The sequence below is a fragment of the Sphingomonas sp. genome (genome assembly GCF_035714405.1).
Taxonomy (GTDB): Bacteria; Pseudomonadota; Alphaproteobacteria; order Sphingomonadales; family Sphingomonadaceae; genus Sphingomonas.
In genome coordinates, this window is the sequence record NZ_DASTMA010000018.1 from 843,886 (window position 1) to 856,677 (window position 12,792).

Annotated in this window: 18 protein-coding genes; 1 reads left to right on the forward strand and 17 read right to left on the reverse strand. The window is 68.2% G+C overall.

The window, feature by feature from the left end:
* Positions 1-15: 15 nt before the first annotated feature.
* From VFQ64_RS11030 to VFQ64_RS11040, 3 genes are read right to left on the reverse strand one after another with little or no spacing between them, the layout of a single operon-like run.
* Positions 16-633 carry a hypothetical protein gene (locus VFQ64_RS11030; RefSeq protein WP_325103334.1) on the reverse strand — a complete coding sequence of 206 codons (618 nt, stop codon included), beginning with the start codon at positions 631-633 and terminating at the stop codon, positions 16-18.
* The gene (locus tag VFQ64_RS11035) at positions 633-1,205 is read right to left on the reverse strand and encodes a hypothetical protein (protein WP_325103335.1); all 573 of its coding nucleotides are present in this window, start codon (positions 1,203-1,205) and stop codon (positions 633-635) included. The genes VFQ64_RS11030 and VFQ64_RS11035 overlap by 1 nt, the downstream gene beginning before the upstream one ends.
* Positions 1,202-3,520, reverse strand: coding sequence for a phage tail tape measure protein (locus VFQ64_RS11040; RefSeq protein ID WP_325103336.1), 2,319 nt, complete (start codon positions 3,518-3,520; stop codon positions 1,202-1,204). Before VFQ64_RS11040 ends, VFQ64_RS11035 begins: the two co-directional genes overlap by 4 nt.
* 44 nt (positions 3,521-3,564) lie before the next feature.
* Between VFQ64_RS11040 and VFQ64_RS11045 the strand changes: the two genes are divergently transcribed.
* Complete coding sequence (locus VFQ64_RS11045; RefSeq protein ID WP_325103337.1) at positions 3,565-4,026, forward strand: hypothetical protein; 462 nt, start codon at positions 3,565-3,567, stop codon at positions 4,024-4,026.
* On the opposite strand, the gene VFQ64_RS11050 is transcribed toward VFQ64_RS11045, so the two are convergent.
* From VFQ64_RS11050 to VFQ64_RS11115, 14 genes are read right to left on the reverse strand one after another with little or no spacing between them, the layout of a single operon-like run.
* A complete protein-coding gene (locus VFQ64_RS11050) occupies positions 4,023-4,223 on the reverse strand; it encodes a hypothetical protein (protein WP_325103338.1) in 201 nt (66 codons plus the stop codon). The genes VFQ64_RS11045 and VFQ64_RS11050 overlap by 4 nt on opposite strands.
* 47 nt (positions 4,224-4,270) lie before the next feature.
* Complete coding sequence (locus VFQ64_RS11055) at positions 4,271-4,657, reverse strand: hypothetical protein (RefSeq protein ID WP_325103339.1); 387 nt, start codon at positions 4,655-4,657, stop codon at positions 4,271-4,273.
* Complete coding sequence (locus VFQ64_RS11060) at positions 4,654-5,082, reverse strand: phage tail tube protein (RefSeq protein WP_325103340.1); 429 nt, start codon at positions 5,080-5,082, stop codon at positions 4,654-4,656. The genes VFQ64_RS11055 and VFQ64_RS11060 overlap by 4 nt, the downstream gene beginning before the upstream one ends.
* A gap of 10 nt (positions 5,083-5,092) precedes the next feature.
* Entirely contained in the window at positions 5,093-5,476 is a 384-nt protein-coding gene (gene gp17 / locus VFQ64_RS11065) for a tail completion protein gp17 (protein ID WP_325103341.1), read from the reverse strand.
* Positions 5,469-5,879: an HK97-gp10 family putative phage morphogenesis protein gene (locus VFQ64_RS11070; protein WP_325103342.1), complete on the reverse strand. Its 411-nt coding sequence runs from the start codon at positions 5,877-5,879 to the stop codon at positions 5,469-5,471. Before VFQ64_RS11070 ends, gp17 begins: the two co-directional genes overlap by 8 nt.
* Complete coding sequence (locus VFQ64_RS11075; protein WP_325103343.1) at positions 5,876-6,211, reverse strand: head-tail adaptor protein; 336 nt, start codon at positions 6,209-6,211, stop codon at positions 5,876-5,878. The genes VFQ64_RS11070 and VFQ64_RS11075 overlap by 4 nt, the downstream gene beginning before the upstream one ends.
* Positions 6,211-6,759, reverse strand: coding sequence for a head-tail connector protein (locus VFQ64_RS11080; RefSeq protein WP_325103344.1), 549 nt, complete (start codon positions 6,757-6,759; stop codon positions 6,211-6,213). The genes VFQ64_RS11075 and VFQ64_RS11080 overlap by 1 nt, the downstream gene beginning before the upstream one ends.
* A gap of 16 nt (positions 6,760-6,775) precedes the next feature.
* A complete protein-coding gene (locus VFQ64_RS11085) occupies positions 6,776-7,117 on the reverse strand; it encodes a hypothetical protein (protein ID WP_325103345.1) in 342 nt (113 codons plus the stop codon).
* A 55-nt stretch (positions 7,118-7,172) separates the two neighbouring features.
* Positions 7,173-8,489, reverse strand: coding sequence for a phage major capsid protein (locus VFQ64_RS11090; RefSeq protein WP_325103346.1), 1,317 nt, complete (start codon positions 8,487-8,489; stop codon positions 7,173-7,175).
* A gap of 27 nt (positions 8,490-8,516) precedes the next feature.
* Positions 8,517-9,140, reverse strand: coding sequence for an HK97 family phage prohead protease (locus VFQ64_RS11095; RefSeq protein WP_325103347.1), 624 nt, complete (start codon positions 9,138-9,140; stop codon positions 8,517-8,519).
* Entirely contained in the window at positions 9,137-9,385 is a 249-nt protein-coding gene (locus VFQ64_RS11100; protein WP_325103348.1) for a hypothetical protein, read from the reverse strand. The genes VFQ64_RS11095 and VFQ64_RS11100 overlap by 4 nt, the downstream gene beginning before the upstream one ends.
* Positions 9,382-10,593, reverse strand: coding sequence for a phage portal protein (locus VFQ64_RS11105; protein ID WP_325103349.1), 1,212 nt, complete (start codon positions 10,591-10,593; stop codon positions 9,382-9,384). The genes VFQ64_RS11100 and VFQ64_RS11105 overlap by 4 nt, the downstream gene beginning before the upstream one ends.
* Positions 10,590-12,263 (reverse strand): terminase large subunit, encoded by a 1,674-nt coding sequence (locus VFQ64_RS11110; RefSeq protein ID WP_325103350.1) that lies wholly within the window; start codon positions 12,261-12,263, stop codon positions 10,590-10,592. The genes VFQ64_RS11105 and VFQ64_RS11110 overlap by 4 nt, the downstream gene beginning before the upstream one ends.
* A 37-nt stretch (positions 12,264-12,300) precedes the next feature.
* Positions 12,301-12,753 carry a hypothetical protein gene (locus tag VFQ64_RS11115; RefSeq protein ID WP_325103351.1) on the reverse strand — a complete coding sequence of 151 codons (453 nt, stop codon included), beginning with the start codon at positions 12,751-12,753 and terminating at the stop codon, positions 12,301-12,303.
* Positions 12,754-12,792: the final 39 nt, after the last annotated feature.

Below are 12,792 nucleotides of genomic sequence, written 5' to 3' on the forward strand. Positions count from 1 at the left end.
TGCGTTCGAGATCCTTCACTGTGCTGCCAGCCGAGCGAAATTCGCGAGGCCGCCGGAGAAGCCGGAGCCCGCGGAGAGAGCATTCGCGGGCGCCCCCTCCGTCCCCCACGCGACCGCAGTCGGGACGCCTGTGCAGTTGTCGAACCCGCGCTCGCCCGGCCACACCGATTGGTGGAACCGCGGGCTGAGCGTGTTGCCCTGGTTGGTCAGGAACAGCCGTTCGGCGCGCGAGACGAAGCTCACATCCACCATCCGCGAGCCCCGCGCCAGCCGCACCGTCGTCGTGTCGATCGACCCGTCGAACAGCGGACGTGCTGAGGTCACGGTCTTACCATCGCTCCCCATCTCTCCCAACCACCCACGCAGCCGCGCGTTCTGAAAGGCTGGCGAGGATACGGCAGCAGCTAGCGCATCGGCTGCGGGCATGAAGGTCAGCTTGCCGCCCGGCGCCAGATCGCCCACGCCCTCCTCGACCGGCTCGATCGCCGCCAGCGTGCCCCAGACAGGATGCTCCGCCTCGTACCGCTCGCCGTTCCAGTCGCAGAAACCACCGTCGCACAGCCGCACCGTGGCGCCGGGCAGCTCCAGCTTGAGCAGCCCGACCAGCGTCAGAAACGGTGTGTCGAAGGCCATCAGCGCGCCTCCGCGATCGTGAACGAGAGGCCATAATGGCGAGCGAGCGAGATGCTCCACGGCAGCCCGTCACCCTCGAGCAACCCTTCGATCATCGGTGCCGCCACCTCCACCGCGCCCGCAGGCTCGGCGCGCAGCGCTGCGGTCAGGGGCAACAGCGCCTTGCCGTTCGCTGCCACGACGATCCCGCCCGCGAGCATCGCCAGCCGACCGCCGACTGCGACGATCTGGCCGACGCGGAACGCGTAGCCCGGCTGCGCACCGGTGATCGCCAGCGTCGCGCCAGCTTGGCCAGCGCCGTCGACGGTCGGCGCGCCGGGCGCGCCGATGATCATGTCCGGTTGCCGCACTCGCCACCGCACTCCTTGCGTCAGCGCCTGGGTGAGCGCTGATACCCACAGTCGCCCGGTCGCAGACTGCATCGGCGGCAGCGCCACCGCCACCGCCAGCCGGTTGCCCAGCCGATTGACCCGCGTCACCGGCCCGCCCAGCGCGGGCGTCTGGCGCCCGCCATAGTCGATCACCTGCCAGCCCATCGAGACCGGACCAGGCGTCAGCGGCAGGTCGATCATGCGAGCCTGCGATCCTGCATGAAAGCCTCCCGGCTGCGCGCATCGGCCGAGCCGCCCGCGGCGATCACAGGTGCGGCGCGCTGCACGACCTTGCCAGCGCGCCCGTCGACTACCGCGCTGAAGTAGGGTGAGGGCACGATCCGCACGGTCGAGCGATTGTCGTTTGCGCCCGGCGTCACGAAGCCTTTTGCGCGCGGCGTGAACCACTCCGGCCCGTTCTCGCCGACGACATAAGATTTGCCCGGCACGGCCGGCCCGCCCGCCGCGCGGAAGCCGCCGAAATTGGTGTTGGCCTGCACCCGAGTCTGCAGCTTCGACCCGAACGCGCCCATGCCTGCAAGCTGCGTGAACGCATCCAGCAGCGATCCCATGATGTCGAGCAGCCCGCCGCCCTTGATCGCATCCACCACGTTGCGGGCGCCGTCCAGAGCTGACCGGGCGATGTCGGTGAAGGCTGTTGCGGCACGATCGGCCGCCGTCTCGATCGGCTTGGACACCGCCTCCTCGACCTGCTGCCAGACGTGCGCCAAGCCGGCAAAATCGGGGATCGCCACTGCCTCCAGGTTGGTGCCGGTGAACAGGCGTGACCGCGCGGCATCTGCAGCATCCGGTGTCAGCTGGCCCGATGCGCGGCCGGCCTCGATCATGGCGGCGTCGCGTTTCAGATCGAGCGCCGCACGGGCCTCGGGAAACAGGCGATCCATCAGCGGGCGCAGCTCTTCGGCGAGCGCCTTGAACTTTGCCGACACGGCCGCGGCTGCCTTCGCGGCCGGCGCCACCATGACCGAGTCCAGCCGGGCCATGTGGTCCGCAATTCCGTCCACCATGTCTGGCACATAGCTGTGACCGACCACGCGATCGTAGAGATTATAGAACGCGTCGCCGACCGCCTTGGCCTTGTCCTGCACCCACTGAAGAGACTGACGCAGGCCACCGTTGATCGAGTCGCGGATGCCGCCGACCATGCGGTTGAACGCCGCCTGCACCCGCGCGTGCATCGTCTCGAAGGACTTCCACACCTGCACGGCGCCCGCATCGAACCGATCGGCCCAGTCCTGCACGGCCTTGCCGTAGCGCTCCAACCGCTCCCACCCAGTCTGCAGTTCCTTGCCGATCGCGCTGAAGAACTCGGTCGGCGCCGGGATCCCCATCTGCTTGTCGAAAGCCGTGGCCTCCGCCTGTATTTCGGCGAGCCGGGCATTGATGTCGCGAGCCGCAGCCGACGTGCGTTCGATGACGCCATCGATCCAGGGCCCGATCTTGTCCCAGTGCTGATACGCCACGTACACGGCCAGCGCCCCGGCCGCGACCAGCGCCAGGGGTCCGGCTGCGCCCGTCAGGCCGAGCAGGCCCGACGCGCCGCCCAGCCGCGAGAGCAGGGGCAACAGGGTTCCTACGCTGGCGGTGATCGAGCCGAATGCGAAGGCCAGCGGTCCGGCTGCCGCGGCGATGCTTGCGATGGTGAGAGCGGTCATCTTGGTTCGCTCCGACAGTCCGCCAAACCAATTCAGCATCTCGGCGATCTTCTTCACCAGCGGGGTCAGCACCGGGATCAGCTTGGTGCCGATCGTCACCTGCAGTTCCTCGAACGCCGCCTTGGACGCACGCACCTGGTTGGCAAAGCTGCCGGACGTGCGCTGGACATCGCCCTGCGCCTTGCCGGTCGCCTCCAGGATCAACTGGTATCGCGCGACGATCTTCTCCTGCTCGGTCAGCTCGTTGCCGACGCCGGTCAGGCCGAGCTCCAGCGCCTTCGCCTTCACCGATGCCTCGGTCAGGAAGACGCCGAAGTCGCGCAACGGCTCGCTTTCGCCGGAAAGGCCCGAACGCAGCTTCTCGATGGCCGTCTGCGTGTCGACGTTGAAGAAGCTGCCCAAGTCCTGCGCCAGCTTGGAGAACGTCTTCGACATCTCCGCCGCCTTCGCGGCCGGGACGGCGGTATTGAAGAAGATGCCGAACGTGTTCGCGGCTTTCTGCATCTCCGTGGTCGAGCGGCCCATCGCATCGCCGGTCACCCGAGCCCACTCATTCATGTCCTTCGACATCGCGCCGAAGGTGGTATCGAAGGCCGACTGTAGCTCTCCAGCGTCAGATGCGACGTTCAGGGCGGCGCCAGCGAAGGCGACAACCGGCAGGGTGACTGCGAGCGAAAGCGCCTGGCCAGCGCCTTTCATCCTGTCCCCGATCTTGGCGAGCTTCTTCTGGCTAGCCTTGAGCTGCTTCTCCGCGAGCCCCAGTCCCTCTTCGAAGGCGAGGCCATCCAGGCCCAGCACATATTTCATGAACCCTAAAGTGATGCCCGAGCCTCCAGCCATGCGTCACTTTCCTTTCCGATCGAGACCGCGCAGGATGCGCCGCCATGTGGGATGCATTCGTCCGGTGGTACTCAGGCCTGTCGCGCAACGGCCGTGTGTGGCTGCCTGCGATCGGCTTCCTTCTCGGCATCGGTGTGATCAGCAACCTCGTCTCGCCACCACCGTCGCCGACCCCGACGCCGCTCCCGCGCCCATCTGTCACCCCGACCGGGAACCCGCCGCGGGCGGAACCCACCTTCTCCTCCGCAGCGCGGAGAGCTTGCCTTGAAGGTCTTACCCAGCTGGCAAACTCCGGGCTTATCCGCGACGTGGCACCCGACCGCATCGACGTGGAGGACGCCGCCTGGGCGGCTACACCCGCCCGGGATAAGGAGCTGATCCTGCGCAGCATGGCCTGCGCCTCACGGGGCCGGCCGCTGCGCGCCGGCGAGCGGAGCGAAGCTTACGGCTTCCGATCGGGCAAGCTATTGGCCCATGACGGCGTGTTCGGAGTCGTCTTCGACTAGTCCATCGTCACCAGCCCGCGCGCGGCGAGTCTGTCGAACATCGCAATCACTGCAGCATCGCTGTCGATCGCTGTCTCACGCTGAAGCACCTTGCCGAGGTCCGGCAGGCGCTTGGTCCGCGCGAACGCCTCGACATGCCAGGCCGCCGCGATCATCTCCTCGAACCGCCGCCGCCCCGCCGCGGCCCGCCCGCGCATCACGGCCTCGAACAGGCGCGGCGTCTGCCGCCAGAAGGTCTCCGGCGTCAGGCCTTCTTCGCACCACGCGGCGAGGAGGGCGAGCCAGTCGCCTTCCCCGCCTGCGGAGGGCGGGCCTCTCCCGAGGCCTCCGGCATCGCGGCGCCGAACGCCACCGTCAGCGCGTCAGCCGCGGCCTGTGGTCCGCCGATGTCGTCGATGATGTTGCCGGCGACCTGCTCCGACGTGCCTTCATGGTGCGCCTGCAGGCCGGCCCACACGAGGGTGCGGAACGTCCGAAGCGACACGTTGCCGTCGCCCATGCCGCCCAGGACATCGGCGAGCGAGCGTCCGCCGAACGCCTCCTCGACCGCACAAAGGGCGTTGAAGTCGAACAGCAGGGTGTGGTTCCCCAGCTTGACCTCGCCCTTGATCGGGTTCGCGGGCGCCGTCACGAAACCGCCGCTTCGGTCGTGGCGCCGGTGAGACGCACGGTCATAGTGGCTTCCATCTTGCCGTCCGCCTCGATGGTACCGCGATCGAGGCCGGTGACGATGCAGGTGCCCTGGAAGTTCCGGCCGACCGTGGCGTTTGGCACCACCGCCTTGAAGGCGCGCGCCGTGCCGGCTTCCAGCGCCGTGTTGATGAGCAGATCGGTCGCAGAGCCGGGGACGTAATTCATCACCACCTCCAGCTCGCCGTCCTCGATCATGCCGGTGATATACTCGCGGCGACGGCCCGGGCTCTCCAGGTGCGTCGCCTCGATCGTCTCGACCTCCGGCGTGGGGAGGCCGAAACTGGTCACCTCCAGCAGCTTGGTCAGGGCGGTGCCGTTGTGGAGCCAGAATTGGCCGCCCCACCCGACGCGTGCTTCGGTCATGTCGTCCTCCTCAATCGTGCCAAAAGTTCAGATCGGCGCTCGCGCGGAACAGCGCTGTGCCGTCCGACGCCGTGTCCGGGAGCGTGCGAGGGGCGCCGTGGCCGGCGCTGGCGAACCGGACTTCGCCGCGGGTGAATGGCGCTGCCACGGCGGCGAGCACCTCCTCGATCAGCAGCCACGCCTCGTCGTGCCGGACGGCATACGCGTCGGCCTGCACGGTCGAGCGCCGCAGGTCCGCGTTTCCGTCCGTCAGCCTGCCGACACTGCCGCCGATCGCGGTCAGCACCAGCGCGGGCAGCGACGCCTTCTCAGGCCGCAACCCCCAGCTGATGCGACCGCCCGCCAGCCCTGCTGCGATCAGTTGCGCGCGCAGCGCCGCGGGCCAGTCAGCCACGCGACCGCCGCGCGGCGCGCTGCGCCGTTTTGGTAGTTTCCGTCCGCAGGGCGTCCGCCACAGCTGCGAACATCGCCGCCTTCTCCGCCTCGATGGCGGGTCGGAAGAACGGTTGAATGGGCGTGTCCGACGTGCCGAACTCCGTGGGCACCGCAGCCGCGTCGTCGGCAATCACCGTCACGTCCACGGCACCCCTTCGCCGACGTTTCACCTGCGACTTGCGATCCACCCTGACCGAGCGCTTGAGGTTGCCGGTCAGCTCGGGTGCCCGCGCCGCTACCCCGGCCCGCAGGATCTCCGCTGCCGGCAGCAGGGCGCGCCGCGCAACACCGATGACTGTGCCCTTCTTCATGGCCGACAGCGTGGCGAGGCAGTCGCCAACGCCGATGAGCTTACCGCTCACGCTGCGCGCACCGCGGCGACAACGACACCCGTGTTGCCCGGCGAGACATTGACGCCCTGGATGTTCCACACCGCATCGTCGAACTGCAGCCGGTCGGCCGGCGTGATGGAGCGCGTGGCAGTGTTCCACAGAAACCCGAACGTCGCCGCCTGGTTCGCGCCGGTCTGCGCCGCCTGCCGCCGCTCGGCCGACGAACCGAAGCGGACACTCACCCACTCGATCGCGAGCACGGTCCAGCCAGGCGTCTCGTCTCCGTGAGGACCGACGACAGGCGCCCCTGCCCTCTCCACCGTCGCCTTGCGGTCGCGCTGACCTGCGCCGAGCGCGGGCATCAGCCTATCACCGGCGCGCGGTGGGTCGAGATTAGCGCGTCCACCGCCAGCGGCAGCGCCGTCGCGATCGTGCCGGTCACCACCGCCTCACGGTTCTGGTACCAGTGCGCGACCAGCATCAGCGCTGCCGTCACCAGCTCCGGCGCCTCCGCTTTCGCGTCGAGCCACCCGGCTGTAACGGTGACGGTCACCTCACCACGCGCGAACGGCCACACGCTTGCCGCGCGCAGCACGTCACCGGACAGCCGCCAGTCCGCCGACAGCACGGCCTGCGCTGCGCCAGCGGCGTCGAGGTAACTCACTCCGGTAACGCTTGACACCGGCCCGATCGGCAACCGCGCCGTATCGGCGAACCGGTCGAAGGTCACGGTCCAAGCCCGCCGCTGTAACGACCGCCCGCACACCCGCTCGATCTGCGACAGCGCAGTCAGCCGCAGCTGCTCGAGCAGCACGTCGTCATCCGACGACGTGACCCGCACCTGCTGCTTTACCAGCGCAAGCGGCAACACAGCCTCCGCATCAAGCGGAGCGGCCGGGCGGACCGTCATGGCCATCTGTGCAGCGTCAGCCCTTGCGCGCGGGGCTGCGACGCCCCTCGACACGGCTGTCGGAAACGTCGGTCTCCGCGATCAGCGAGGTCGGCTGGTTGTGCGTCTCCGCCTTGCTCACCACCACGTCCTTGCCGGTCGCGGCCGAGACGTACGTGCTCGCCCCGACGTCGGTGCCGAAGGTGTGGCGGACGGCCGGGCCATGTTTGACCGGCACCTCGCCCTTCAACGCCACCGCACCCGTCGCGACCAGCGGCGCGGCATCGGCTTCCGCCATCTCGCGGGTGTCGCCGCGTGCCCAATCGCGGCCGTCGCCGTGCATCGCGCGATGCACCGTGTAGCTCTTCTTTGCGGACATGCTGCCCTCCTCAGATTGGCCGGGGCGGACACGCGGCCCGCCCCGCCCCGTGTCATCACGCGTTGGCAAACGCCCCGTCGACGAACGCCTCCGGTCGATAGACCGTCAGCGCCAGCCGCTCCTCGGCGAGGATCGTCACCATGTTGCGGCGGAAGTTGTCGCCGTCCTCGGTCGACACCAGCACGCCCGACTGTTCGCGATCGAACAGCTGCGCGCCCATCCGCCAGGCGCCGACCGTGAACTCACCGACGGTCTGCGCCATGCTCGGCACCACCGGCAGCCCCCACAGCGTGGGCGACAGCGTGCCCTGCGGGTTGCCGATCAGGTACCGGCCCTCGCCGTCCTTCGCCATTTCGATCAGCGCCCAGTCAATCGGATGCAGCACCTGGCCATCGGCCGGGTACAGTGCCAGCGCGACCTGCAACTGCGCGATGCGCAGCTTGTCGATCATGCTCGGGGTAGCGAAGCCGGTCAGACCGGTGGGGACCGCGTAGTCGGACGCCTGCGGCTTGATGCCCGCCAGGTTCTGGCCAGTGCCGTCGCCCTTCAGTAACTGCACGTCCTCGACGAAGGCGAGACCGTACTTCAGCCGGTTGTCGATCATCGACCGCAGGCCGGGCGCATCCGCCAGGATCTCGGCCGAGGCGAGGAACCAGTGGGCGATCTTGCGCACCGGCGCGTTCTTCAGGTCGAGCTTGAGCGTCGACTCGGGCTTCAGCGTACCCTCCGCGACCATCCCGGCATTGTTGGTGAAGCCAGTCTCCTGAACATACTCGATCGAGCTCGACGCGGTCTGCCCCGGCGCGATCAGGTTGCGGATGGTGAGCTGCCGGTTAGGCAACTCCTGCATCGGCGACTGGACACGCTCGGTGCGCACCAGGTCGCCGGCCGAGCCGTTCGCGTCGGTTGTCAGCGACGTGATCGCCTTCACCTCGATGCCGACATTCTGGCCCTGCCGCGCGCCGTTCGCGAACGCCTGCTTGAACTGGTCGCTCTCGACATACTGAGCGCCGATCGACTTCTCGCCCCCGGGCTGGCCGGAGCCGCGCTTGGCGAGCTTCTGCTCGGCCTCGTCCATCCGACCCTTGGTCTCGTTCATGACGAGCAGCGCGGCGTCGATCTTCGATTTATACTCCGGCGTCAGCAGCTCGCCTTTGTCGAGCCGCCCGATCGCCTCCTCGGCGAGACCCTTCACGTCGTTCCACTTGGTGTCGAAGTGGGCCTTGGCTTCGTCGGCGAGCTGTTGCGCCGTCTTGTTCTGCAGCTGCGGATGACCTTCGCCATCGCGCATGTAGCGGCCGCGCTTGCGCTCGGCAGCCGTCATTGGGCCGAGCAGCGCCGCAGCGCCGCCCAGCAGGCGGTTCTTTCGCATGTTGTAGTCCTTCAGATCAGGGGGAGATCAGCCGACCATCTGTCGCCAGAACTCGGCAGCTTCATCCGCCTCGACCTCGGGCTCCCCCCGAAGATGCGGCGTCGCCTTGCCCGCGATCGCCGCGGCCAGGCTTTTCGAGAAGCCGCCTGCATCCCGCAGGAACTCCTCGAATTGGCGGACCGACGGCAGATTACCGTTGGCCAGAATGTCTTTGACGCGCGTGACCTGCGCCCGCTCGTTCATCGGGATCGCGACCAGCGAGGTCTCGTGCAGCGACACCTCGCTCAGCTCGCGGGCGGTGTCGGTGTAGCGTTCCTTGAGCGCGCGATAGCCGATCGACAGCCCGCCGAGCGCCCCGTCGCGAGCAAGCGCCAGCGCTTCCGCACCGGTCGCCGTCACTGTCGTGATCCGGCCCTTGAGCTTCAGACCTTTGGGCGTGTCCTCGAATGCGCTCCACACGCCGATCGGCAGCCGCTGATCGTGGTAGAGCAGCATCGGCAGCGTCTTGCGGCCTTTCAGCGTCTTCGTGAACGCACCCGGCAGGAGGATGTCACCGCCGTGATCGACGTTCCCGTACGCCGCCGCCAAGCCCTCGATCGCGCCGTCTTCGCCGACGTCCTTCACGTCGAGCGGGAAGTCGAGCGTCTTCACAGCCCATGCTCCGCGCGCACGGCTGCGTCGAACGCAGCCTCGGCTTCGGCGAGAGCAGCCCGCGCACCGCGTACGCGCTCGGCAAGTCCCGCCAGCGACGGCTTTTCCGCCGCAGGCGGCGCGAGGTCATCGTCGGTGAAGAAGCCGGACGGCGCCGCGACGCCGCCCTGCGTCTGCCCGCCAAGCACCTCATCGGCGCTCGGCAGCGGCGTCACCGCATACCTCCGCTCCAGATCGTCGCTCATGCTCTCACCTCTTCGACTCGACCCGCCTGCGTGATCGGCACATTCTGCATCTGCATGCGCGGCACATCGCCGCCGGTGACCGGCAGCATGTTCTCCAGCGCCCGCACCTCGTTGATCGTCATCCACCCGTTGGTCAGTGCCGACTGGTAGAATGCCGACCGCGCCGCGCTGTCGCCGCGCAGCAGACCCTCGAGATTATACTCGATCGTGATCCCCGCCGCGCGGTCCGCCGGGGTCAGCAGCTGCTTCTCCATGGCCTGCTCGGCGCGCTTCAGCCGCCGCCGCAGCGCGAACTTCTGGAAGGTCAGCACCTGCTGTTCCAGGCTGGTCGGGTACCCGCTCGACTTCTCATTGTGCCCGATCATGAAAGGCGGCACCCCGAAGAACCGGCACTGTTCCTCGATCGAGAACCCGCGCGACTGCAACATCTGCGCGTCCTCGGGATTGATCGTCAGCTGCTGCCAGGTCACCCCGCCCTCCAGTACCATCGGCTTGCCGGCGTTCATCGACCCGACGAAGTTCTCCTTCATCCGCGTCTCTGCGATGCTCGCCTGTTCCGGCGTCAGCCACTTGTCGAACTTGAGCAGGCCGGAGGGTCGCACCCCGTTGCCGAACATCTGCCCGGCCGCCTTGTCGATCGCGGTTGCTAGGCCGAACGCATGCCGCGCGTAGCTCAGCGTCGACAACCCGCCCTCGGGCGCCCCACCAAAACCGCGGATGTGAAGCACGTCCGCCTGGCGGCGCGTCTGATCTGCCCACCGGTAGATCAGCTCGCCGTCCCGATCGCGGGCAACGCTCAGCGCGTCCCACGCGATCGGCGTCAGCGCCAGCACTCGCCGGCGATCGTCCGACCAGGTGAGGTCCGCAACCGCGTTGCCCTTCAACTCCAGGCTCGCGAACGCACCCTCCCAGAAATCGACGGCTGTCTGGTCCGCATTCGGGCTGTCGTGCAGCAGCCGGTACGCCCAGTGATCCTTCGCCACCGCCCGGTTGCCACGCTCGTCCGTGCGATACACCACGATCGGCAGGCTCGCCATCGTACCCGCCAGCAGGTTCACGCACGCCCACACCGCCGACAGCGACAGTGCCGACCCGGCGTTGACCTGCTCGCCCGAATGGCTGGCGCCCGCCTCGCGCGTCCAACCGGCCGGCCCGGTCAGCCCGATGGCCCGACTCAGATAGCCGACCATCTTCTGCCACAACGTCACGCCGCCAGGCGCGAGAAGAACGCGTCCATTCCGCCTCCCGCCCCTTCAGGGTTCCTGGTCATCAGCATGAAGGCGTTGAAGAGCGCGACCAGTGGGTCGATCTTCGCCTTGCCTGCCGTCTCTTTCGTGATCAGCACCGCATTGCCGCGCTGCTCCGCCTTCGCGTTTCCCACGCACCAGTCCATCAGCGGCTGGTCGGCATGGACGAACCGCCCGTCCTTCAGCATGCGCTCCAACCCCCAGGTCGCCGGGGATAACCGGAAACCCTGGGCAATGGGTCTGAGCTGGTCGTCGGCGAAACCACGCGATGAAAGCTCGTCGATCAGCGCTGACACGCCCGCAGGGTCGAGCCCCACCGCATCCTGTTCGGGGAACAACCCCGCCTGCAGCACCCGCTCTAACACATCCGCCACCCCGAGGATGTCGTCGGTTGGGGTCGCGCAGCGCATCAGGTCGCCCTGCGTCACGAAGTCCTCAAGCCGCGCCGCGTTTTGCTGGCGTCGCGCGAACACCTCGTCCTGCGCCCACGCCCGGCACCAACCAAGCCAGCGGCGCGTCTCGCGACACCGGCCAATCAACGCCAGCCCGAGCAGATCGTCTAGCCCGCCCCCGTCGATCCCGGCGACGATCACTTCGGATCGCGCGATCAGCGTGTCGAGCGTAAGGTCCGGCTCGCCCGCTGCCTCCCAATAATCCGCGCCGCGCCACCTGTCGGTGTGCAGCGCCAGCCCGATCTCGACGTTCAGATGCTGCGACGCCCAGCGCCGCACCTCCTCCTCGCCTTTCTCGCGGGCCTGCGCGAAGTCCGCGCGCAGCCGGTCGAGCGACACGGACAGCCCGAGGTTCGGCGTCACCATGTGCCAGGCGTCGGGGTCGGCCCAAGGCTTAGCCGGGTCGATCTGCATCGCCTCCGGAAACTCGTAAAGCACCGGCAGCATCGACGCAGCCTCGCCCGTGACCCGCCCGTCGCGGATCCCCCGCGCCAGCCCCAGTTCGGCCCGGAACACGCCGGCTGGCGGCTGGTCCGACTGCGTCGTGATGATCAGAAAAAAGCTGTCGGGCTTCTGCATCAGCCCGCCCCTGATCTGCCCGATCACCCGCGCCGCATAGGACAGCGACGACATGACATGCAGCTCATCGACCAGCACGCCCTTCGGCTTCGCGCCCGTCATCACCTTCATGTCGAAAGTCTTGATCTTCAGCGTCGATCCCGTCGCCAGATCGACGATCGTCTTGACGTGATCCTTCACGTCAAAGCGCGTCGGCAGGTAACCCTCGCCGCCATTCTCGCGCCGGTCGGCCTCGATCATCCCCGCCGCCTGGGTGAAGGCGAGGTCCGCGATCTCCTGCGTCGGCCCAACCAGCAGATATTCCTGCCGCGGATCGCCGTTTTCGATCAGCGCCGTCATCATGATCCCGGCGCCGCCGGTCGTCTTCGAGTTCTTCTTCGGCACTAGGCCGAACACCTCGCGCACATGCCGCTCCCCGGCCGCGTCGACCGAGCCGAAGAGCGCCGCGACGATGTCGCGGAACCAGTCGCCCGCCGCCTCGGCCATCGCCGGTTGCCGCGCCACGTCGGGGAGCCGCAGCTTGTTGAAGATGCCGACCGCGCGCGCCGCCGCCTTTTCGTCGAGCGGCAGGTCCGGGACCAGCGAGCGTCCCTCGCGCAACCGAGCTTCCCAGTCCGGACACGCGAAGTTCCACATCTCAGTTCAAGTGCTTGCCGTCGACCAGGTCGCCCCAGCTGCCGGCCGCCACCGCGCGCCGAGCGTCGGCCTTACGCTGCTCCTTCTTACCGAGCGGCGTGGGCTTCGGCTTCTTCGCGGCCGGCGCCAGCTCCCGCAGCTCGGCCCGATCGAGCCGCTTGAACAATTCCTTGGTCGCGCCGGTGTCGCCGTCGCCCGACTTGCGAGCCAACGCCATCAGCAGCTCGCCCTCGACGCGCAGCCTCGCCGCGTCGAGAATGCGCAGCTCGCGGGAATAATGTTTCCGCAGCGTCTTCTGGTCGATGCCGAGCGCCTGCGCGATCTCCGGCCGCTTCCGGCCCATCGCCGCGAGAAGCACGCATTTCTGCCGCTTCGCATCGGTCGCCTCATGCGCGGGTCGCCCCGGACCCTCATGCCCGGGAGGGATCGGGTCCCCCAGAAGGTCGAAATCCACAACAGCCAAGGAAAAAATCTCCGCGTACGGGGGTATGCG

Excerpts from the sequence above, each read along its gene's own strand:
- VFQ64_RS11050 (WP_325103338.1), bottom strand. The coding sequence starts at position 4,223 with ATGCGCGGGCGGGCCGCGGCGGGGCGGCGGCGGTTCGAGGAGATGATC.
- VFQ64_RS11100 (WP_325103348.1), bottom strand. The coding sequence starts at position 9,385 with ATGAGCGACGATCTGGAGCGGAGGTATGCGGTGACGCCGCTGCCGAGC.
- VFQ64_RS11075 (WP_325103343.1), bottom strand. The coding sequence starts at position 6,211 with ATGCCCGCGCTCGGCGCAGGTCAGCGCGACCGCAAGGCGACGGTGGAG.
- VFQ64_RS11035 (WP_325103335.1), bottom strand. The coding sequence starts at position 1,205 with ATGATCGACCTGCCGCTGACGCCTGGTCCGGTCTCGATGGGCTGGCAG.
- VFQ64_RS11030 (WP_325103334.1), bottom strand. The coding sequence starts at position 633 with ATGGCCTTCGACACACCGTTTCTGACGCTGGTCGGGCTGCTCAAGCTG.
- VFQ64_RS11090 (WP_325103346.1), bottom strand. The coding sequence starts at position 8,489 with ATGCGAAAGAACCGCCTGCTGGGCGGCGCTGCGGCGCTGCTCGGCCCA.
- VFQ64_RS11085 (WP_325103345.1), bottom strand. The coding sequence starts at position 7,117 with ATGTCCGCAAAGAAGAGCTACACGGTGCATCGCGCGATGCACGGCGAC.
- VFQ64_RS11045 (WP_325103337.1), top strand. The coding sequence starts at position 3,565 with ATGTGGGATGCATTCGTCCGGTGGTACTCAGGCCTGTCGCGCAACGGC.
- VFQ64_RS11060 (WP_325103340.1), bottom strand. The coding sequence starts at position 5,082 with ATGACCGAAGCACGCGTCGGGTGGGGCGGCCAATTCTGGCTCCACAAC.
- VFQ64_RS11040 (WP_325103336.1), bottom strand. The coding sequence starts at position 3,520 with ATGGCTGGAGGCTCGGGCATCACTTTAGGGTTCATGAAATATGTGCTG.
- VFQ64_RS11080 (WP_325103344.1), bottom strand. The coding sequence starts at position 6,759 with ATGACGGTCCGCCCGGCCGCTCCGCTTGATGCGGAGGCTGTGTTGCCG.